Genomic DNA, 20,959 nt, shown 5'->3' on the forward strand with positions numbered 1-20,959 from the left:
CTAGCGCTTCAACCGCCGCCAAGGCGCATGATCCGTCTTGATCGTGATCGACGCGGACGACGGCAGTAGCGGTTCGCGCTTGCGCCGTCCGAAGCGACGCTTGAAGCCGAGGATGTTCTCGATGAAGCTGCGGGCGTAGAGGCCGGGGCCGCTGGAATAGATGCGCCAGCCACCATCGATATCGATTTCGCCCTTCTTGACCCGATCCCAGTCGGTCATCGCCTGATAACGGTCGAGGAAAGCGGCATCGCTGCTGCTGAAATAGGTGTTGCGCTGGCGCAGCGACGCGTGCGGCAGGGCGTCAGTGACGGAGATCGGGTTGACGAGGCCGATCGTCTTCCAGAGCGCCTTCGTATCCTCGGCAATGGCGAGCGTCTCGCAGTAACGCAGATGCGCATGCACATACATGAGGCCGATCTCGCGGCCGAAGAAGGATGAGGATTCTGCGCGCCGGAACAGCGTTTCCGGGCCGCCGGCATAGGTCGCCGGCTTCTCCATCAGGCGCACGCCATCCGGGAAGAGCAGGTGTTTTTCGACAAGCTTCATATGCGCCTGCCGCTGCTCCGGCGTGAATAGCTTGCCGAGCATGGCCTGCGTCATCGAGATCAGCGAATAGTGCAGACCCGTGCGCTTGTCATCGGGATGCAGCAGCAGTTCGACGCCATTATGGGCGGGGTCGAAGATGCCATAACCGGCGACAACGCCATCGCGGATCAGGTGCTTGTTGAAATCGCGCCGCATAGCGGTGGCGATCTTGCGCAGTTCGGTCGCGTCGGCGCCTTTGCCGATACGGCGCAGGATTGCGGAATAACGCACGATCTGTTCATAGAGCAGAGAAACGGTCCAGCTGCTCACCATCCAGTCACGAAGATGCGGATCGGCCGGCTGCAGGGAATCGTTCCAGTCGCCTTCGCCATAGCGGATCAGATGGGTGCCGGGAATGAAGCGCTCACGCACCGTCGCGAGAAGCTTGTCGACATGGACGCTGATCGTATCGGCGGGTGCCCTGCCCATGGTCTTGTCATCGCGCCAAGCCACCTTTTCGTCGAGAATGGCAAGGTCGCCGGTCGCTTCGATATAGTCGCAGAGCGCCTTCAACGGCCAGACGACGATATCGCCATGGCTATCGCCGGAGCGGATGTTGGAATAGGGCTCCAGCATGAACCATTGCGGCCAGTCTCCCTTTTCAAGGTACTGTTCGCTGAAGACGGTCTTCACCACTTCCTTGGCTTCGCGATCATGCTCATAGGCGAGGAGGAATTCCACCGGTCCCTGACAGGCATCGCGCGTGCCCCAGGCAGCGCCGGTATATTGTTCCAATCCGTGCGGCACGCTCAGATGCACGATCGCATCATGCGCAAGCCAGGGCAGGATCGTCGCATGGGCCACGGTATCGCCTTTCGGCTTGTCGAACGTCAGGCCGCGAATGGCGTGCTGCCAGAAGCGCGAGGCTGGTGCCAGCATCATCTCCTGAGTGACGCCGCTTGCGTAGCGATCCGCCAGTCGCTCGGCCTCTGCCATATCGGTCATCGAGCCGACGACGGCGAAGGAGAGCGACTGTGTCTCGGTGGAGCGCAGGGCAATGAAAGCGCCGTTACGAGCAACGCCGTCCTCATAGAGAAGCTCGTCGCCACCGACCGCCTCGATGGCGTCAGGCGTGGAGCTTACCAGCCAGTAGCTGGCATCGGGAAAACGCTCGCCCCAGAGCCAATGCGGGTCAGGGCGGAAGCGGATGCGCTTGGCTTCGCCGTCGAATTCGGCATAACCGCTCGCATCATATTCCCGCTCGCCGAGAACGAGATGTCCGAACACGAGGAACCGGCACGGCTTGCCCTCGACGGAGACGGCCCATTGCATTGCGGGATCTTCACCCGATGCAGCAGCCGTCACGATGATGGTGCGGTCGGCAAGGCGGTAGATCCAGCGGCAGTCACTGAGGCCCATGTCGAAGGCTGAGGGCACGCCGAGGAGCTGCCAGCCATGACCGGCATCGACAAGAATGCGCAAACCGCTCGTCCGAGTGAGGTTGTAGGGCTCGCGCGAGACGGAAAACAGCTTGTGGAAGGATGTGTTGCCGATCGTCAGCTGTGCAGCAAAAATGCCTTGCATCCAGCAGGTCGAGGCCAGCGTCACATCGTCGAGCAGCATGTTCTGGCCGCTGCGCACGATCGCGCCATGACGGCGCGCCACGTGTGACTCCTTCTCTTGCAGAACCACGTGACGGTTGAGAGCGCCCTCGGACACGAAGAAGGACAGGAGCTTTCCCTCGACGCGCTCTTCAAGTATGCGCGCCGGATAGAGGCGGGCGAGTGCTTTCTCGTCCAGTGCCTCGGCGGCCAGCAGCCCGGCATCCTGCAGGATGCTGCGCGGCGGCATCTGTTCGGCCGCGCCTGATACATTCCTTCCGATCGTGCTCAGATGGTCGAGACGGGACAGGTCGGCATTATCGGACGCCGCCTGGTGGTCGTTGAGGAAAAGGCCGAAGAAACTTGCGGTGACGCCCTCGGCTGAAACGGCGAGCGGCTTCGATTGAAGGGCCGGGCAGGCCATTTCATGCTGGCGGCGCTGGCTCGGCAGATCGGTGCCGAAGGGACCTACGAGACGATCATCGTTGGCGGCAGCCGATTTTACTAACTGGATTGCATCGGTGGCGTAAGCGGAGACACCTTCCAGGCAGCCCTGCGCGAGCCAGGGATTGCGCCCGCCGCCCTGCTTCAGGTTCTGGCGGTTCATCACTACAGGCCCGAAGACCGGATGCTGGGCAATATGATGGTCGACATATTGCGACGCATAGGCCTCGCTGTTCATCAGGAAACCGCGGTCGCCGAGGCCGATATCCTGAACCAGGACGAGGTCGGCCGGCAGTTTTTCCGTGCCGGAATGCGTCAGCGTCACATGCCAGAACCACGTCGTCTCTGAAGGGGCAAGCACGAGGCTAACCTGATAGCGGATATCGGCGACATTTCCGCTCCAGGAGAAACCCGCTTCGCTAAAGCCGAACTTGCCCTGCGCCCGGGGGCCGACAATCTCGGCGGTGGCAGGCTTTTTGCCACCAATCCGCAGATAGAGCCGTCCGACGCCGCCGGACAGCGGCGATCCCTGGATCTGATTGATCTGCACCGATCCCAGGCTGTCGCCATAGTCGATGGAAAACAGCGTGCCGTTCGGCAGGGCGGAGATGGAAAGGCCAGTGCCGTTGGCGATCGTCAGAAGGCCGAGGTCGTCGCGGCGGGGCATCTGCAATTTGCGATTCAGTCTCGTGGGCATGTGAGATCTCGTGTCGCCTAAAGGGAATCGGACAATGACGCAGAATGTTTGTGCGAAATATTACCCAATGTCACTGGTTAGATCATGGCGCCCATGATGAACTCAAATCAGAGTGAAGCAAACGATGACTTAAGAGGGAGGACGGCTTGACCAAGTCCTCCTTGGCCCCTCGACGACGCGAGTATTGAAGCGCGTCGCCTCAGCAGTGCCGAGGAACATGATTTTCTCTGGGAGGGCAGATGTATCGAAGACATTCGAGGCCGGTCTGGCGGAACGCCGGACCGGCCCTGAGACTAGATATTCTGACCGCCAGACACTTCAATGCGCTGTGCCGTGACCCAGCCGTTGTCAGGGCCAATCAGGCTGGCGATCATCGGGCCAATATCGTCTGGCAGCCCGACACGGCCAAGGGCGATCATCTTTGCGAATGCCTCGTTATAGGCGGGCGTATCGCGTACCGCGCCGCCCAGGAAATCTGTCGCAATCGCACCTGGAGCGACCGTATTCGCCGTAATGCCGCGACTTCCGAGCTCTTTTGCCAGGTAGAGCGTGAGTATTTCGACCGCTCCTTTGGCTGCGGAATAGGCGGAAAATCCTGGATAGGAAACGCGGGTGAGGCCGGACGAGAAATTGACGATACGGCCGCCATCGATAATCAGCGGGAGCAGGGTCTGGGTCAGGAAGAAGACGCCCTTGACGTGGACATTGAAGAGATTGTCGAACTGCGCTTCGGTGGTCTCTGCGAAGCCCGCCATCTCGCCATGACCGGCATTGTTGATGAGGTGATCGAAATTGGTACGCGACCAGGTAACCGTCAGGGCGGATCGAACAGCGTCCGCGAAGGCCGGGAATGCCGATATGGTGCCGACGTCGAGCTGCAGCGCCACTGCCTTGCGGCCGAGAGCTTCTATTTCGGCCACGACAGCCTTGGCTTCTTCCGCGCCATTTCGGTAGGTCAAGATAACATCGCCACCGTGCTTGGCGATGCTGATGGCGGTGTTACGTCCAAGGCCACGGCTGCCGCCGGTTACGATTGAGATTGTCGTCATAGGTCAACTCCTTTTGTGCTGATTGCTGATCAACACAATGCCCCCAGCCCTATTGGAACTGCTGCCTATTTCTCCAAACGAATTGCCTATTTATCCGAAAACGAAGAGTGACATCGCCTCACGTGCTTGCGACATGCCTCAAAGGCCTGCTAATCTGGCGTCATTAAAGGCAGGCGGACGATTTCGACTTGCCTTTTTCTCCATTGTCATGGGAGTTCTGATGGGTTTGCTGGAGATCGTCCGCCGTCATGCAGACATCAACGTCGATCGCTTCGGAGCGGCGGCAACTCCGATCGCCGGTCTGACGGCTATCCGCGCCCTGATTCCAAGTGAGATCCAGTTTGCGATCAACAGGCCTCTGGTCGCGCTGGTTCTCCAGGGTCGAAAGAGAGTGAGCATCGGGCCGGAGACGTTCGACTTCGGCGCAGGCGATAGCCTTCTGATCACCGCTGACGTGCCCACGGTGAGCCAGATCACAACGGCAAGCCGCATTGCTCCCTATTATTCTCTCGTTCTCGAACTTGATCCTGCCATGATCCGTGAACTGGGTTCGGAGATTGGTCCGGTGACAGCTTCGACTTCGAAACCCGTTAAGGTAGACCCGACGGAAACTGAGGTCGCGGACATCGCCGCCAGGCTCATGAGCCTCATTGATCGGCCCTCAGTCATGCCGATCCTGGCGAGACAGCATCTAAGGGAGATGCATTTCTGGCTGATGACCGGCAAACACGGAGCCTCGATCCGGGCGCTCGGTCAGGCAGATGGCCACGCGGAGAGAATTGGTCGTGCCGTTGCCATGATCCGCGAAGGCTTCGCTCGTCCCTTGCGAGTGAATGAGCTTGCAGAGACGGCGGGCATGAGCCTTTCGTCATTTCACCAGCATTTCCGCGCAGTGACCACATTGTCACCACTTCAGTTCCAGAAGCAGTTGCGCCTGATCGAGGCGCGAAGGCAGATGATCTCGGAAGGCGTTCCGGCCAGTTCGGCTGCATATTCCGTCGGCTATGAGAGCATCACGCAGTTCACGAGAGAATATGCCCGCCAGTTTGGAGCACCGCCCGTTCGTGATCTCAAGGCGTTGCTGGAAAATGGCGTAACCGCGGCGTGAGCTCGGCAAGGCAAGGTTTTTACTCCGCGTTCCGGCGCTTCCTTAGGCCTGGGCAACGAACGGCAGATCGACTTCAGCCATCAGATCGCAAGCTGCGAAAACCTCGCCGACGCCGATCAGTACCGGCCGGTCGAGGCCGATTTCCGCCATGGCCGAAGAAAGACCGTCCAGGCTGCCGGCCCAGCGCCGCTCGTCGGCATTGGCAACAGAGCTGACGATGACGACAGGCGTTCTTGCATCGAGCCCGGCCTCGATCAACCTGTTCTGGATTGCTCCGGCTGTTCGTCCACCCATGTAGAAGATCGTCGTTTTTCTTGTGTCTGCGATAGCCTGCCAGTCGATCGTCTCGGGCAGGTTGCCATGGCGCGAATGTCCGGTGACGAATTGCACGCTCTGCGCATGATCGCGATGGGTCAGGGAAATGCCGAGCCGTGATGCCATGGCGCTCGCCGCCGTGATGCCGGGGATGACCTCGACCGAAATATTGTGCTTTTTCAGATAGGCGATCTCCTCGCCGGCGCGGCCGAAGATCATCGGATCGCCGGATTTCAAGCGTGCAACATTCTTGCCGGCCTTGGCGAAAGTCAGCATCATCTCGTTGATGTCTTCCTGCCGGCAGCTTTCGCGCCCGCCGCGTTTGCCGACCAGCAGGCGCTTTGCTTCGCGCCGCGCGAGTTCCAGAACCTCGTCCGAGACGAGATCGTCGAACAGGATGACATCGGCGGCCTGCAATGCCCGCACCGCCTTCAGCGTCAGATACTCCGCGTCGCCCGGACCGGCGCCGACAAGCGTCACCCGTCCGACGGGGCGCATCTGCGCCGGCCTTTGCATATCGGACAGCAGATCGCGGACGCTTGTCTCTGTCGGCTCAGCGCCGAAAGCACGATCCACAAAACGTTCCCAGAAGGCGCGGCGGGCTGCGCCGGGCTTCAAGCGAATAGCAATTTCCTCGCGGAGAGACTGGGCAAGGCCCGCCCACGATTTCAGGGATGTCGGCAGCAGCGTCTCGATGCGGCGGCGAATGGCCTGCGCGAGAATAGGGGCCGCGCCATCCGTAGAGATCGACACCACCACGGGCGAGCGATTTACGATGGAGCCGAATTGGAACTGGCAGAAAGCCGGCTTGTCGATCACGTTGACAGGAACGCCGGCTCGCCGTGCAGCATCGAAGAAAGCGTGAGCCTCGGTCTCCTCATCGCAATCCGCTATGGCAAGCGCCGCACCAGCAAAAACGTCCTCGCGCCATGCCATAGGACAGTGGATGAGTGCGCCTTCCGGATGCGGTGAACCTCGCGCGACGAGAGTCGCGCATGCCTCGCCGAGATGTTCGCAATAGATCTCGACTCTGGCGCCGCAGGCAGCCAACAATTCTGCCTTCCAGGCACAGGCATCCGAGCCGCCGGCGACGATCACCCGTTGTCCGGCAAGCGACCAGAAGACGGGCAGTTTGGCGAGCGGCGCCATGCGGGCAGGTGCCCGGTCGGCAACATCATTCGGCAGCGTCTGCAACACAGGCATTGATGATCCCCCTGATTTCGGCACGGCAGGAGCCGCAATTGGTGCCGGCTTTGAGCTCGTTGCCGATCGCTTCGACGCTACGGCAGCCGGAGCGAACGGCGGTGACGATCTGGTTGACGCCGACGCTGAAGCAGGAGCAGACCGTCGCCCCCGGATCAGGCCTGTCGGCGCCAGGCCGGCCGGCGATGATGGCAAAGCGGCGACGCAGATCGCTGTGATCAGCAGTCAGTTGCGCCACCGCCCAGTTGCGTGCGACGGCGACCGGCTCTCTTGCAAGGAAGAGCGCGGCAAGCAGCCTCTCTCCGTCGAAGAAGGCGATCCGCCGGTTGCCGGACTGCTGGTCGGCATAACCCAAGGGCTCGATATGGTCGGCAATGGCGAAGCTTTTTCGGCACCAGGCCGTCCAGTCTTCAATACCGTCATGGAATGCAAGCTCCAGCCGCCATCCGCCGTCGGCCTTGGCGAGTGCCCAATAGTCCGCGTCCGCCACATCAGGCTTTGCCAGGCTGACGGCGAAGCCATAAGCGGCAGCGCGATAGCGGCTGACGGCAACCGCAACATTCTTCGAGGCGGGCTGGCCCGAAATGGGGTCCGTTGCGGGTTTGACGACGGCGCCGATTCTCGCTTCAGCCGAATTCTGGTCGCTCCAGTGCATCGGCACGAAGACGCTGCCGCGCGCCTGCCGGTCGGTCACCAGGGCGCGGATAATCGCCTTGCCATGGCTGCTTTCGATCTGCACGAGGGCGGCGTCGGCYACGCCGAGTTCCATCGCGTCGCGCGGATGGATTTCCGCGAAAGGTTCGGCGATATGGGATGACAGTCGCGCGCTCTTTCCCGTCCGCGTCATCGTGTGCCACTGGTCGCGGATGCGGCCGGTATTCAACGTGAAGGGATAGGCCGAATCTGTTCTATCGGTTGCCGGCGCTTCGACGGCAATAAAGCGCGCCTTGCGATCGGAATGGAAGAAACCGCCCTTGGCGAAGAACCGCGTTTCCCTTTTCTGTGCCCCGAAAGGCTGCGGCCATTGGAACGGCTTCAGCGCATTGTAGTCTGCCGCTTCCGTCTCGGCATAGGCGCCGATATCGAAGTCGCGGCTGCCGTCATTCTCGAAGGCGGAGAGTGCAGCGTGCTCGGCGAAAATATCGGCCGGGGACCTGTAGTCGAATGCGGCAAAGCCCATCCGGCGGCCGACTTCTGCCATCTGCCACCAGTCGGCTCGTGCCTCTCCCGGCAGAGCAAGGAAGGGGCGTTGCCTCGATATGCGGCGTTCCGAATTGGTGACCGTTCCGTCCTTCTCGCCCCAGCCGAGGGATGGTAGCAGCACATGCGCGTGCCGCGTCGTATCGGTCTCGCGCAACATGTCGGAAACGACCACGAAGGGGCAGGCGGCAATCGTCGCCTCGACGCGGCGGGCATCGGGCATGGATACGACCGGATTGGTCGCCATGATCCAGAGCGCCTTGACGCGGCCCTCCTCGACGGCCCGAAACAGATCGACGGCCTTCAGGCCGGGCTTGGCGGCAATAGCAGGTGCATTCCAGAAGCGCTGCACACGGTCGCGATCAACAGTATTTTCGATCGCCATATGGGCAGCCAGCATATTGGCCAGGCCACCGACCTCACGACCGCCCATCGCATTCGGCTGCCCCGTCAGTGAAAACGGCCCCATTCCGGGTCGGCCGATGCGCCCCGTCGCCAGATGGCAATTGATGATGGCGTTGACCTTGTCGGTGCCGGAAACGGACTGGTTGACGCCCTGGCTGTAGCAGGTGACAACTTTCTCGGTCGTCTCGAACAGGCGGAAGAATTCTCTCACCTGCATGGCCGGTAAGCCCGTGCGTTCAAGCAGGTCGTCCACCGTTAGTGCGGCGGCAGCGGCGAAGGCTGCTCCAAAACCTTCCGTGTGGGCGCCTATATAGTTCTGGTCGATAGCAGGGCTTGCCGCGAGATGGGCGAGCAGTCCCATGAAGAGTGCGACGTCGCCGTCGGGGCGGATGGCCAGGTGCAGGTCGGCGATGTCGCATGTCATCGTCCGGCGCGGATCGATGACGACGATTTTCAGGCCCGGTCGGGTCGCCTTGGCGGCTGCCAGCCGCTGGTAGATGACGGGATGGCACCAGGCAAGGTTGGACCCCGTGAGTATGACAAGATCGGCAAGTTCCAGATCCTCATAGAGGCCGGGCACCGTATCCGAGCCGAAAGCGCGGCGATGACCGGCGACCGAGGAAGACATGCAGAGGCGAGAATTGGTGTCGATATTGGCAGAGCCGATGAAGCCCTTCATCAGCTTGTTGGCGACGTAATAGTCTTCTGTCAGAAGCTGACCCGAGACATAGAAGGCGATGGAATCGGGGCCATGTTCGGCAATGGTCTCGGAAAACCTGCTGGCGACGAGATCGAGCGCCTCATCCCAGCCCGCCTCTCTGCCCTTGATTTCAGGATGGAGCAGCCGACCTTCGAGATCGATCGTTTCGGCAAGCGCCGAACCCTTGGAACAGAGCCGGCCGAAATTGGCCGGATGCTCAGGGTCGCCCTTCACTGTTACGGTGCCGGTATCATCCACGTTGGCGATCACGCCGCAGCCGACGCCGCAATAAGGACAGGTGGTCTTGACTTCTGCTCCCATTATTCCGCCGCCATGACAAGGCTTTCGAGCGCGATATAGAGCATGCCGCCCTCGTTCCTTAGCGGGATGGTACGCAACGCACCGTCATCGGCACCGAGCGCCTTACCGGTCTCCAGCGAGATCACCCAGTTGTGCAGAGGGCAGGTGACGGCATTGCCGTGCACGATGCCTTCCGAGAGCGGGCCGCCCTTGTGCGGGCAGCGATTTTCGATCGCATAGACCTCGTGTTCGCCCGTGCGGAAGACGGCGATGGTCATCTGCGGAGTTTTCACGCAGCGCGATCCGCGCAGCGGAATATCGGAAATGTCGCCGATCGGGTGCCAGTTCATGATGGTTCTCCTCACTCGGCTGCCTGACTGAAACCGATGGTCGCCATCGGCCGGAATTCGTGCTTGTCCTTGCCGGAGACGCGTTCCGACCAGGGATCGACCTGAGCGAATTTCTGGGAAAAGACGAAGCGCTCGTAATAGGCCTTGCGCTTGTCGTGATCCTCCATGATCTGCCGGCGGATCTCGTCGAGGCCGATGCGCTTGGCCCATTTGTAGATGCGCTCAAGATAGCGGCCCTGTTCGCGGTACATCTGCGTCAGCGCCACGATATGTTCGAGCGCCTCGTCCTCGGTCCTCACCAGGCCGAGCACCTCCGTGCCCTTGATGTCGAGGCCCGCAGCGCCGGCGAAATGGATCTCGAAGCCGGAATCCACGCAGATCACGCCGATATCCTTACAAGTGGCCTCGGCGCAGTTTCGCGGACATCCTGACACTGCCATCTTCAGCTTTGCCGGTGTCCAGGAGCCCCACATGAATTTCTCGATGCGGATGCCGAGACCCGTGGAATCCTGCGTTCCGAAGCGGCACCAGTCGGAGCCGACGCAGGTCTTCACCGTGCGCAGGCCCTTGGCATAGGCTTGGCCCGAGATGAAGCCGACCTTGCCAAGATCGGCCCAGACTGCCGGAAGGTCTTCCTTTTCGACGCCGAGCAGATCGATGCGCTGGCCGCCGGTGACCTTGACCATCGGGATTGCGAACTTGTCGACGACATCGGCGATGGCGCGCAGTTCGCCGGAGCTGGTCACTCCGCCCCACATGCGCGGCACGACGGAATAGGTGCCATCCTTCTGGATGTTGGCGTGGACGCGTTCATTGATGAAACGCGACTGGTAGTCGTCGGCATATTCATCCGGCCAGTCGCAGACGAGGTAGTAATTGAGCGCCGGGCGACATTTGGCGCAGCCGCCCGATGTCTTCCATTCCAGCTCCTGCATGACGGCGGGAATGGTCTTCAGCTTCTTTGCCTTGATGAGGCGGCGCACGTCATCATGGCCGAGCTCGGTGCAGGTGCACATCGGCTGCACGGCTTTTGGGTTATAGGCATCCCCCAGCGTCAAGGACATGAGCTGTTCGACAAGGCCGGTGCAGGAGCCGCAGGAGGCCGATGCCTTCGTATGGGCGCGCACATCATCGAGCGATGTCAGCCCCTTGGCCGTGATCGTTGAAGTGATTTTGCCCTTGCAGACGCCGTTGCAGCCGCAGATTTCCGCATCATCCGGCAAGGCTGCAACGGCCGCCATAGGGTCCAATGGGGACCCTCCCTGATAGGCCTGGCCGAAGATCAGAGTGTCGCGCATCTCGGAGATGTCGACGGCCTTTTTCTTGAGGTCATTGAACCAGGCGCCGTCGGAGGTCTCGCCATAAAGCACCGTACCGATGATGCGGTTGTCTTTCAGCACAAGGCGCTTGTAGATCCCCGCAGTCGCATCGCGCAGCACGATTTCCTGCCGGTCGTCGCCGTCGGCGAAATCGCCGATCGAGTAGAGTTCGATACCGGTAACCTTGAGCTTCGTCGGCGTGTCGGAATGCGCAAAGGCCGGCTTCTTATCGTCGGACAGATGGGCGGCGGCGACACGGGCCATCTCGTAGAGCGGCGCGACGAGGCCATAGACCATGCCGCCCACCTCGGCGCATTCGCCGAGCGCGTAGATATCGCCGTCCGAGGTCTGCATGCCGGCATCGACGACGATGCCGCGATTGACGGCGAGCCCGGCGTCCTTGGCGAGATTGACGTTCGGGCGAATGCCGACGGCCATGACGACAAGCGTGGCAGGGATGATCGTGCCGTTGTCGAGCTCGACGCCTTCCACCTTGCCGTTGCCGATGATCTGTTTGGTGTTGGCTTTGCAGATAACCTTGATGCCGCGGTCCTCGACAGCCTTCTGTAAGAGGTAGCCGGCGGCGGGATCGAGCTGGCGTTCCATCAGCGTCGGCATGACGTGCAGCACAGTGACATCCATGCCACGTTGGGCGAGACCGGCGGCCGCTTCGAGCCCGAGCAGGCCACCGCCGATGACGATGGCCTTTTCGCGCGATTGGGCTGCAAGCAGCATGGCCTGCACGTCGTCGAGGTCGCGGTAGGTGATGACGCCGCGAAGATCCTTTCCGGGCACTGGAATGATGAAGGGTACCGAGCCTGTCGCGATGACGAGCTTGTCGTAGCTCTCGGTGACGCCGTGGTCGGAGGTGACGGTCTTGGCGACGCGATCGATGTTGACGATCTTGTGACCCTTGTAGAGCGTTATGCCGTGCTTGATATACCAGCCATCACCGTGAATGATGATCTGCTCGTAGTCCTTTTCTCCCGACAGGACCGGCGACAGCATGATGCGATCGTAATTGACGCGTGGCTCGGCGTTGAAGATCGTAACCTCGTAGCGTCCGGGCGCCTGTTCGAAGAGGTGCTCCAGCATGCGCCCAGGCGCCATGCCATTGCCGATGATAACGAGTTTTTCTGTCATATTTACAGGTCCTTGGATCAGGTTGCAGCCACGGGCGCGGAGTGGCTGTGGCGCGATAGTTGCTTGACGGACAGGTGCATCCAGATGAGCGAGATCGCGACGATCGCGAAGAGCAGCAGGAAACAGCTCGACCAGAGGCCGGTCATGTCCTTGAGGAGGCCAAAGGCGATCGGAAGGATGAAGCCACCAAGGCCGCCCATCATCCCGACGATGCCGCCGACGGCGCCGACGCTCTCTGGGTAATAGGCCGGAATGTGCTTGTAGACGGCAGCCTTGCCGAGGCTCATGAAGAAGCCGAGCACGAAGATGACCACGATGAAGATGACGGGCGTGATGGTGGAAGCAGGCAGTGACAGGATGAGCGTGGCCACGGCTGACACGGCAAACATCGTGTACATCACGCTGCGCGCGCCCTTCTTGTCCGACAGCACGCCGCCGAAGGCACGGAAGATGCTGCCCGGGATCGAATAGGCAGCGGCGATCATGCCGGCAGCTTCCAGATTGAAGCCGTAGACACCGACAAGATAGCGCGGCAGCCACAGCGAGAGGGCAACGAAGCCGCCGAAGGCGAAGAAGTAATAGAGTGAGAAGCGCCAGACCTGAAGGTTCTGCAATGGCGCGAATTCTTGGGCGAGGCTTTTGGAGGCGACGCCGCGTTCGCGGCGAAGACGAAAGGCCGGATCATCTGTTGTGGTGAACCAGAAAATGATTGCCATCAGCGCCAGACCGACCGCCCATATTTCAGCGACTGCCTGCCAGCCCCAAGCGAGGAGCACGAAGGGGGCCGCGAATTTTGTCACGGCCGCGCCCACATTGCCTGCACCGAAGATGCCAAGTGCCGTACCTTGCTTCTCCGCTGGAAAGAAGGGCGAGACATAGGCGACGCCGACCGCAAACGAGCCGCCGGCGAGCCCGACACCCAAGCCGGCGATCAGCATCTGCGTATAGGTGTGGGCGTAGGAAAGCAGAAAGGTTGCGACTGCAGCGGCAAGCATGGTCAGCGTATAAACGAGACGGCCGCCGTAACGTCCTGTCCAGATGCCAAGCACGATGCGCACGAGCGAGCCGGTCAGCACAGGGGTGCCGATGAGCAGTCCGAACTCGGCTTCGTTCAGCCCGAGTTCCTGCTTGATGCGAATGCCGATGATCGCAAAGATCGTCCAGACCGCAAAACAGAGCGTGAAGGCGACCGTGGAGATCCACAGTGCTTTGGCTGGTTCGCCGGCGGACATGGGCTGCGCTTTCTTGATGACAGTCATGGCTTCTCCGTGGCCCGACAAGGTCGTGCCGATCCATCGCTGGGGGTTAAAAACAAAAAGCCGCTGGTCAGGACGCGCATGCACGAGGCGCGCGAAATATCCTGATCAGCGGCTTTGCTGGTGACGCCCGTCGTTGGACGCCGAATTCATGGCCTTCTGGCCCATCTGCCTCAAGCAATCCGCATGACAGATTGCACAAGGGTACTCCTGTATCCTCAATGAGCGCCTATCGTGCGCTCATTCTGCTCTGATCGCCTTTGATCAGTGCATAACTATCGAAGCAAACCGCGTGCCAGTTTGCGGAGGCTGTCCCAGTGAATTGAATCTAAAGGATTTTTTAGAAATCCATCGGCTGCTGGTTTTTTGGGCCGCTGTCGCTTGTGCAAATCTTTTGTGCGCGATTGTGAGGTCGGTGCAAATCTCTGATGGCGTTTTGTGCAGGCCAGCATGAGATCAAATTCCTTCGCTGCTGGAAGCGAAGGGCAGGACGCTCTTTACCGCAAAGCCCGCAACATAATCCGGCAGTTTCGATGGGTCGAAAACGTGACCGTCCATGAAGCGGTCGGTTTCGTCGGCGCCTTCGATGCGCACGTCTGCATCGATAGGTGCGCTGCCCTCGCCAAGGGCTGCACGATAGAGGTCCGGGCGATAGGCGGAAGCGGCTGCGCGTGCTGGATTGAGTCCGAGTTCGGCCTGACCCCAGCGGATCATCTGACTGTAGATCCAGAGCGCATGGCTCGTGCGAGGATAATTGGCGAAACCCGAATGGAACATGAAGTAATTGTCGATGATGCGCCGGTTCCCTTTTGCATCGAGGCTGAACTCGCCTGCCAGCACATGGCGGATGATGCGAACCGGTGCTGCGATATAGCGGGCATCCGCCAGGGCTTCGGCAAGTGCGTCTTGGTTTTCCGGCTGGTCGCACCAGCGTGCCGCTGCATCGAGAGCGACGATCAGTCGGGACACCGTTTCCGGATGGCTGTCTGCCCATTCCGGGCGCATGCCAATCACCTTTTCCGGTGCGGATGGCCAGATATCCTGTTTGGCGGCTACGATACGACCAACGCCGCGCTCTGACGCCACCATGTTCCAGGGTGCGCCTACACAGAAGCCATCGATCGCGCCGGCGGCTAGCGCATCCGAGGTCAGTGGTGGCGGCACGACGACGAGTTTGACGTCCTTGTCCGGATCGATGCCACCGGCGGCGAGCCAGTAGCGGAATTCGTAATTATGCGAGGAAAAGGGATAGGTGACGCCGAAAGTCGGCAGCGGCTCGCCGCTTGCCTTCATCTCTGCTAGCACCTTTGCCAGTGCCTTGGCGTTTTCCAGCGCGCTGGCGCTTTCCGATAGGTTCTCGGCGTCCCGCATCCTGTCGAACAGGCGGGTTGAGAGCGTGATCGCATTACCGCCGCGCCCGAGAGAGAAGGGTGTAATCGTCGGTGATGGATTGGAGCCAAGGCCGAGCATGGAGGCAACGGGCATCGGCGAGAGCATGTGGGCGATATCGAACTGCCGGAAAGCGAGGCGGTCGCGAATGTTTGCCCAGGAGACGTCCTTGACGAGATCGAGCGTCAAGCCTTCCCGCTTGGCAAAGCCAAATTCCGCTGCCGCGATAAGCACGGAAGCGTCGACGAGCGGAATGAAGCCGGCTCTCAGGGTTCTGGAGCCTTCGCAGTTGGCATGGGCGGGCGCTGGCAGACCGGCATCGGGATTGAGGCTTTTCGTCATCATGTTCACTCCGGCCTCCTCCGGACAGTCGCGACCAGAGAGGTCATCACATTAAAAGCCCTGCTGCGGTCACGACGCTCTGGGCGATGTCGGACATCTTCTTTTTCTCGTTCATTGCCGTCTGACGAAGCAGCGCAAACGCTTCCTCCTCCGACAGGCCACGCATCTTCATCAATATGCCTTTGGCGCGTTCGACGATCTTGCGCTCCTCGAGGGCCGACTTGGCATCGGCAAGTTCGCGTTGCAGCCGGTCGAATGCATTGAAGCGGCTGACCGCCATATCGAGAATGGGTTTGACGCGTTCCTTCTTCAACCCGTCGACGATGTATGCCGACACGCCGGCATCCACTGCTGCCTCGATGGAGGCCGTGTCGGAGCGGTCGACGAACATGGCAATCGGCCTGCCGACCGTACGGGTCAACTGGAACAGATGCTCCATCATGTCGCGATTGGGGTTCTCGATATCGATGATGATGACGTCGGGCCTCAGCGTATCGATAATACGCGCCACGCCTTGGACTTCGTGGATGACCGTCACGCGCGCATGGCCGGCCTCTCGCAGCCCCTCCTCGATGATGGAGGCGCGAATGGTATTTTCATCGATCACAAGGATGGTCAGATCGAGCCGGCTCATGCGACATTTATGACGCAATGCAGCAAGCCCGACAAGCTAGAAAGGCAATTTATTAGGCATTTTATAAAGTTGATTAAATAATGGGCAGTCTGCTTTATATATGAGCAACGTCTGGTCTCATTTAGGTTTTCGAAAAAGATTTCCGCATCCGTTCACTTGTCGACAACTGCGCTACCTATGCCTCAGTATAATGCACCGCCCGCGCGCTCGCTGTTATCGTCGGGCTATCTTGGAGACGGAGAGCGAAGATGAGCGACAAGCGGCCAGAAGGTGTTGAGGCGTACAGTCATCCGGCAGGCGGGTGGGATGCGCTGAAAGCGGTGGCGAAAACGCTGAAGCATCAGCAGATCGTTGCACAGGGCAGTACCACACTGCTCAAGGCAAACCAGCCTGAAGGTTTCGATTGTCCCGGCTGCGCCTGGCCCGATCCAAAGCACACCTCTTCCTTCGAGTTCTGCGAGAACGGCGCAAAGGCGATCACCTGGGAGTCCACCGCCCGGCGCGTCACACCTGAATTCTTTGCCGAACACACGGTCTCCGAGCTTTGGGATTGGATCGATCACAAGCTTGAGGACCAGGGCCGGCTGACGCATCCGCTGAAATACAATAGCGCCACGGATAAATACGAGACGATCGATTGGGATGATGCATTCAGCCTGATAGGCTTGGAACTCAACAAGCTCGCAAGCCCCGACGAAGCTGAATTCTACACGTCGGGACGCGCTTCCAACGAGGCGGCCTTCCTCTATCAGCTCTTCGTGCGGGCCTATGGCACCAACAATTTCCCCGATTGTTCGAACATGTGTCATGAGGCGACGAGCGTTGGCCTACCGCTGTCGCTCGGTGTCGGCAAGGGTACTGTGACGCTTGAGGATTTCGATCATGCCGACGCCATTTTCAGCTTCGGCCACAACCCCGGAACCAACCACCCCCGCATGATGACGACTTTGCACGAGGCATCCCGTCGCGGTGTTCCGATTATCGTCTTCAACCCGTTGAAGGAGCGGGCGCTCGAGCGTTTCGCCGCGCCGCAAAATCCGGTGGAGATGGTGACCTTATCCTCGACGCCCATTGCATCTGCCTATCACCAGCTCCGCACCGGTGGCGACCTTGCCGCCCTCAAGGGTCTGATGAAGCTGATCTTCGAACGCGATGTGGCCGATCTCTCCGGCGGCGGCAAGGGCGTCCTCGACCGAGATTTCATCGCCGAGCACACCGCTGGCATCGATGCCCTGAGGGAGGATCTCGCCAAGGCCAGCTGGGCAGACATCCTCAGCGTGTCCGGTCTGACCATGGAGGCGCTGAACAGTGCCGTTGATGTCTACCTCAATGCCCGCAATGTCATCCTTTGCTACGGCATGGGCATCACGCAGCACGCGAACGGAACGGCAAATGTCCAGCAGCTTGCCAATTTCCTGATGCTGCGCGGCAATATCGGCCGGCCCGGCGCTGGCCTCTGCCCGCTGCGCGGCCATTCCAATGTGCAGGGGGACCGGACCGTCGGCATCACAGAGATCCCGAACAAGGCGCTGATCGACGGCATGGAACGGGCCTTTGGTTTCCGTCCTTCTGCAGAGAAAGGCCACAATGCGATCGAATCTATCGAGGCGATTGCAGACGGCCGATCCAAGGCGCTGATCTGCCTCGGCGGCAATCTGGCCGTCGCCATGTCCGATCCTGATGTCACCTTCCAGGCCATGCGCAAGCTCGATCTTGCCGTCCATATTGCCACCAAGCTCAATCGCTCGCATCTCCTGACGGCAAAGACCTCCATCATTCTTCCCTGCCTCGGGCGGACCGATCTCGACACCCAGGCATCAGGGCCGCAAGCTGTGACGGTCGAGGATTCCATGTCCATGGTGCATGCTTCGCGCGGTTTCCTGAAGCCGCCGGGCGAATTGTTGAAATCCGAGCCCGCCATCATCGCAGGCATTGCAATGGCCACGCTCGGTGCAAAATACGGCATCGACTGGAAGGGTCTGATTGCCAATTACGATCGCATCCGAGACAAGATCGAGGTGGTCTTCCCGGATTTTCATGAATTCAACAGCCGGGTCCGCGCCCCCGGTGGTTTTCGGCTGGATGTTCCGGCTTCCTATCGGGTCTGGAAGACTGCGAGCGGCAAGGCGAACTTCCTCATCGCTCCCGGTCTCGACGAAGATCCCCGCCTGAAGAACCCCGCGACACTGGTGCTGACGACGCTGCGCAGCCATGACCAGTACAACACGACCGTCTATGGCCTCGACGATCGCTACCGCGGCATTTTCGGCCGCCGTGACGTGATATTCATGAGCGGTCAGGATCTCGCTGAACGGGGCCTGCGTGACGGAGACAGGATCGATATCCGCTCGGCCACCGGCCACGGTGGCGGGAGAACCGTCATCGGTTTCACGGCTGTCGAATATAATATCCCCGTCGGTTCGGTGGCAGGCTATTACCCGGAAATGAATGCGGTGATCGCGCTTGATCACTATGACCGCAAATCGGGCACGCCGAGCTACAAGGGTGTTCCCGTCGCGATCACCAAGAGTGAGGCTCAGGCTGCGGCTTAGCGTGAGACCGCAATTGTCCCGCCCGTGCTTTCGCGGGCGATGACCTCGAAGCCAAGGTCGATCTGGTTTGGTGGCTGGCGGCTCGTCGAATTGAGGGCCGACAGCACCTTTTCGGCGGCCAGCTTGCCCGTCTCGAACCGCCTCGTCATGATCGATGACAGGGATGGTGACGCACAGGCGGAAAATTCGAGATCGTGGAAACCGATGATGGCGATGTCGTCAGGCACGCGGATGCCGCGCTTGCGGCACTCCTGCATGGCGCCGAGAGCCAGATTGTCGTCGATGCAGAAGATCGCTTCCGGCCGGTCGCCACGTTCATGCATGAGAGCCAGGAGATCGGACCCGAGCGCAACCGAGCTGTGCCGCTGCCATTGCGTGATGATTTCGAGCTTCTGCAGTCCTGACTCCTGCATCGCCAGACGGTAGCCATCAAAGCGGGATTGGGCGCGGTGGTCGAGATTGCCGGCGAGGAAGGCGACACGATCAAAGCCTTGGTCGATGAGATGCTGCGTCGCTGCTTGCCCGGCACGATCCTGCAGCATGCCGATATTGAGGTCGATCGGATCGGGCGAGAGCTCGAATGTCTCAACGACGGGCAGATGCGCGCGCGTGAGAAGTTGGCGGGCTAGTGGCGTGTGATGGGTGCCGGCGATGATGATCGCTTCGACCCTTTGGCCGAGCAACACCTTGATGGCATTTTCCTCTTCCTGCTCGGAATAGCGGCTGTTGACGACAATGACCTGGAAGCCCGCCGCGACAAGCACGTCGTGCAGAGCGAAGAGATATTCGGCAAAGATAACATTGTAGAGGGTCGGCACGATGACGCCGATTGCGTGCGTTCGCGACGAGGCGAGCCGGCTGGCCGCAATATTCGGCACATAGCCAAGCTCCTGGACAGCGGCAGTGACGCGCTGCCGCAGGGCCTCTGACACTGCATCGGGTTTGCGAAGCACGCGTGAGACTGTGATCGGGCTGACGCCGGCCAGAGTTGCCACGTCATCCAAAGTTACTCTTCGCATTGTACTCTCGATTCATACAGAAAATTCATGCAGATCTGCAATTTATCTCGCAATTGCGAAATATTTAGCTCGGAAAATTCCAGTTGACAGCGCTAGCAAATACGATTTGACAGCGCTGTCAACTATGTTAGGCTCGAAATGTACCGGAAAAGGATGGGATGGAACCTTCCGGGATCAGCATGCAAATAAGATTTTGTGGAGGGCGGCCTGGGTCCGCCTGAGGAGGAGACATTCAATGCTTAAGGTGAAGAAAGCGAAGATGGCCCGTATCGCCGCGTTTTCCGCGTCGGCGTTTGCTCTGCTCTGCAGCACGGCCATGGCGGAACCAAAGGTCGTGTCCGGCCCCGCCGCCGATCCGAACTGCATGGTTCCGTGGTCGGCCGAAACCCAGTTCCTGCAATATCCGAAGAAGGATGGTCCTTACCGCATCGCCCTTGCGAATGGCTATATCGCCAATACTTGGCGCATCCAGATGGTGCAGACGGCAAAGGCATACGCTGCCCAACCGGATGTCGCCGCCAAGCTGAAAGAATTCAAGGTCGTATCGACCGGCGAGGACGTTCCGGCCCAGATTTCCGCGATCAACAACTTCATCGATGCCGGCTACGATGCCGTCGTCGTCAACGCTCAGAACCCGACAGCCTTCGGTCCGGTCATCAAGCGCGCCAAGGAAGCCGGCGTCGTTCTCGTCGCCTTCGACAACATCCTTGACACCAAGGATGCAATCAACGTCAACGTCGACCAGAAGGGCCTTGGCGTCATCTGGGCCAACTGGCTGGCAAAACATCTGCCGCAGGGCGGCAAGATCCTGGAAGTACGTGGCGTTGCCGGCACTTCTGTCGATACCGATCGCCATAATGGGATTCATGAAGCTCTGGATGCTTCCGGCAAGAAATTCACCGTCACCGAAGTCGTTGGCAAGTGGGATGATGGTGTAGCGCAGAAGGCGGCGGCCGATGCGATTGCCACCAATGGTCCGTTTGATGGCATCACCGCACAGGGCGGTGACACCGGCGTCGTGCAGGCGATGATCGACGCGAAGCACCCGTTCGTGCCGTTCGGCGGTGAGACGGAGAACGGCTTCCGCAAGTTCTGCGCCGCCCATACGGGGGATGGTCTGAAGTGCTCATCAGCAGGTACCGGCCCGGCGCAGGTTGCGGTTGCCATCAAGACTGCCATCGCCGCTCTCGAAGGTCAGGTCGTTCCTCAGGCCGTCAAGCTGCCGACGGCACTCGTTTCCGATCCCGATTTCAAGGAAGGCGAGGACTTCTACCCCAAGGAATCCGACAACTTTTTCGTCGGCAATTCCTTCCCGACCTGCGGCATCAATTTCTCCGCACAGGAAATCATGGGGCAGACCAAGGAAAACCAGTAAGCGCCACCATCCGGACCTGACTGCGGGCGTTCG

The 20,959-nt window shown here is 60.2% G+C and carries 13 protein-coding genes; 3 read left to right on the forward strand and 10 right to left on the reverse strand.

Annotation, left to right across the window (positions count from 1 at the left end; translation table 11 throughout):
- Both AC1DF8_RS25680 and AC1DF8_RS25685 read right to left on the reverse strand, forming a co-directional pair.
- Window positions 1-3,267 (reverse strand): GH36-type glycosyl hydrolase domain-containing protein, encoded by a 3,267-nt coding sequence (locus AC1DF8_RS25680; RefSeq protein WP_478155530.1) that lies wholly within the window; start codon window positions 3,265-3,267, stop codon window positions 1-3.
- A 293-nt stretch (window positions 3,268-3,560) separates the two neighbouring features.
- Window positions 3,561-4,316 (reverse strand): SDR family NAD(P)-dependent oxidoreductase, encoded by a 756-nt coding sequence (locus AC1DF8_RS25685; protein ID WP_478155531.1) that lies wholly within the window; start codon window positions 4,314-4,316, stop codon window positions 3,561-3,563.
- Window positions 4,317-4,524: 208 nt separating this feature from the next.
- Here AC1DF8_RS25685 and AC1DF8_RS25690 point away from each other — a divergent pair, with 208 nt between their 5' ends.
- Complete coding sequence (locus tag AC1DF8_RS25690; RefSeq protein ID WP_478155591.1) at window positions 4,525-5,424, forward strand: AraC family transcriptional regulator; 900 nt, start codon at window positions 4,525-4,527, stop codon at window positions 5,422-5,424.
- Window positions 5,425-5,466: 42 nt separating this feature from the next.
- Here the strand turns inward: AC1DF8_RS25690 and cysG are convergent, their stop codons facing one another.
- The 7 genes from cysG to AC1DF8_RS25725 form a co-directional block, all read right to left on the reverse strand.
- The gene (cysG, locus tag AC1DF8_RS25695) at window positions 5,467-6,942 is read right to left on the reverse strand and encodes a siroheme synthase CysG (protein ID WP_478155532.1); all 1,476 of its coding nucleotides are present in this window, start codon (window positions 6,940-6,942) and stop codon (window positions 5,467-5,469) included.
- Window positions 6,914-9,568 carry a nitrate reductase gene (locus tag AC1DF8_RS25700; protein ID WP_478155533.1) on the reverse strand — a complete coding sequence of 885 codons (2,655 nt, stop codon included), beginning with the start codon at window positions 9,566-9,568 and terminating at the stop codon, window positions 6,914-6,916. Before AC1DF8_RS25700 ends, cysG begins: the two co-directional genes overlap by 29 nt.
- A complete protein-coding gene (gene nirD, locus AC1DF8_RS25705; RefSeq protein ID WP_478155534.1) occupies window positions 9,568-9,897 on the reverse strand; it encodes a nitrite reductase small subunit NirD in 330 nt (109 codons plus the stop codon). Before nirD ends, AC1DF8_RS25700 begins: the two co-directional genes overlap by 1 nt.
- A gap of 11 nt (window positions 9,898-9,908) precedes the next feature.
- Window positions 9,909-12,359 carry a nitrite reductase large subunit NirB gene (nirB, locus tag AC1DF8_RS25710; protein ID WP_478155535.1) on the reverse strand — a complete coding sequence of 817 codons (2,451 nt, stop codon included), beginning with the start codon at window positions 12,357-12,359 and terminating at the stop codon, window positions 9,909-9,911.
- Window positions 12,360-12,376: 17 nt separating this feature from the next.
- The gene (locus tag AC1DF8_RS25715) at window positions 12,377-13,618 is read right to left on the reverse strand and encodes an MFS transporter (protein WP_478155536.1); all 1,242 of its coding nucleotides are present in this window, start codon (window positions 13,616-13,618) and stop codon (window positions 12,377-12,379) included.
- A gap of 453 nt (window positions 13,619-14,071) precedes the next feature.
- Window positions 14,072-15,355: a CmpA/NrtA family ABC transporter substrate-binding protein gene (locus AC1DF8_RS25720; protein ID WP_478155537.1), complete on the reverse strand. Its 1,284-nt coding sequence runs from the start codon at window positions 15,353-15,355 to the stop codon at window positions 14,072-14,074.
- A 37-nt stretch (window positions 15,356-15,392) separates the two neighbouring features.
- The gene (locus AC1DF8_RS25725; protein ID WP_112542347.1) at window positions 15,393-15,980 is read right to left on the reverse strand and encodes an ANTAR domain-containing response regulator; all 588 of its coding nucleotides are present in this window, start codon (window positions 15,978-15,980) and stop codon (window positions 15,393-15,395) included.
- Window positions 15,981-16,228: 248 nt separating this feature from the next.
- Between AC1DF8_RS25725 and AC1DF8_RS25730 the strand changes: the two genes are divergently transcribed.
- A complete protein-coding gene (locus AC1DF8_RS25730; RefSeq protein WP_478155538.1) occupies window positions 16,229-18,532 on the forward strand; it encodes an FdhF/YdeP family oxidoreductase in 2,304 nt (767 codons plus the stop codon).
- On the opposite strand, the gene AC1DF8_RS25735 is transcribed toward AC1DF8_RS25730, so the two are convergent.
- On the reverse strand, window positions 18,529-19,551 hold the full coding sequence (locus AC1DF8_RS25735; RefSeq protein ID WP_112542345.1) for a LacI family DNA-binding transcriptional regulator: 1,023 nt from the start codon (window positions 19,549-19,551) through the stop codon (window positions 18,529-18,531). The two genes, AC1DF8_RS25730 and AC1DF8_RS25735, sit on opposite strands and share 4 nt — an antisense overlap.
- Window positions 19,552-19,786: 235 nt before the next feature.
- Between AC1DF8_RS25735 and AC1DF8_RS25740 the strand changes: the two genes are divergently transcribed.
- A complete protein-coding gene (locus AC1DF8_RS25740; RefSeq protein ID WP_478155539.1) occupies window positions 19,787-20,926 on the forward strand; it encodes a sugar ABC transporter substrate-binding protein in 1,140 nt (379 codons plus the stop codon).
- Window positions 20,927-20,959 lie beyond the last annotated feature (33 nt).

Source organism: Rhizobium sp. 05N49 (assembly GCF_056396805.1).

What these genes read in the sequence shown, in the direction of transcription:
- AC1DF8_RS25690 (WP_478155591.1), top strand. Translation starts at nt 4,525, where the DNA reads ATGGGAGTTCTGATGGGTTTGCTGGAGATCGTCCGCCGTCATGCAGAC.
- AC1DF8_RS25730 (WP_478155538.1), top strand. Translation starts at nt 16,229, where the DNA reads ATGAGCGACAAGCGGCCAGAAGGTGTTGAGGCGTACAGTCATCCGGCA.
- AC1DF8_RS25725 (WP_112542347.1), bottom strand. Translation starts at nt 15,980, where the DNA reads ATGAGCCGGCTCGATCTGACCATCCTTGTGATCGATGAAAATACCATT.
- nirB (WP_478155535.1), bottom strand. Translation starts at nt 12,359, where the DNA reads ATGACAGAAAAACTCGTTATCATCGGCAATGGCATGGCGCCTGGGCGC.
- AC1DF8_RS25740 (WP_478155539.1), top strand. Translation starts at nt 19,787, where the DNA reads ATGCTTAAGGTGAAGAAAGCGAAGATGGCCCGTATCGCCGCGTTTTCC.
- nirD (WP_478155534.1), bottom strand. Translation starts at nt 9,897, where the DNA reads ATGAACTGGCACCCGATCGGCGACATTTCCGATATTCCGCTGCGCGGA.
- AC1DF8_RS25680 (WP_478155530.1), bottom strand. Translation starts at nt 3,267, where the DNA reads ATGCCCACGAGACTGAATCGCAAATTGCAGATGCCCCGCCGCGACGAC.
- AC1DF8_RS25735 (WP_112542345.1), bottom strand. Translation starts at nt 19,551, where the DNA reads ATGCGAAGAGTAACTTTGGATGACGTGGCAACTCTGGCCGGCGTCAGC.
- cysG (WP_478155532.1), bottom strand. Translation starts at nt 6,942, where the DNA reads ATGCCTGTGTTGCAGACGCTGCCGAATGATGTTGCCGACCGGGCACCT.
- AC1DF8_RS25715 (WP_478155536.1), bottom strand. Translation starts at nt 13,618, where the DNA reads ATGACTGTCATCAAGAAAGCGCAGCCCATGTCCGCCGGCGAACCAGCC.
- AC1DF8_RS25685 (WP_478155531.1), bottom strand. Translation starts at nt 4,316, where the DNA reads ATGACGACAATCTCAATCGTAACCGGCGGCAGCCGTGGCCTTGGACGT.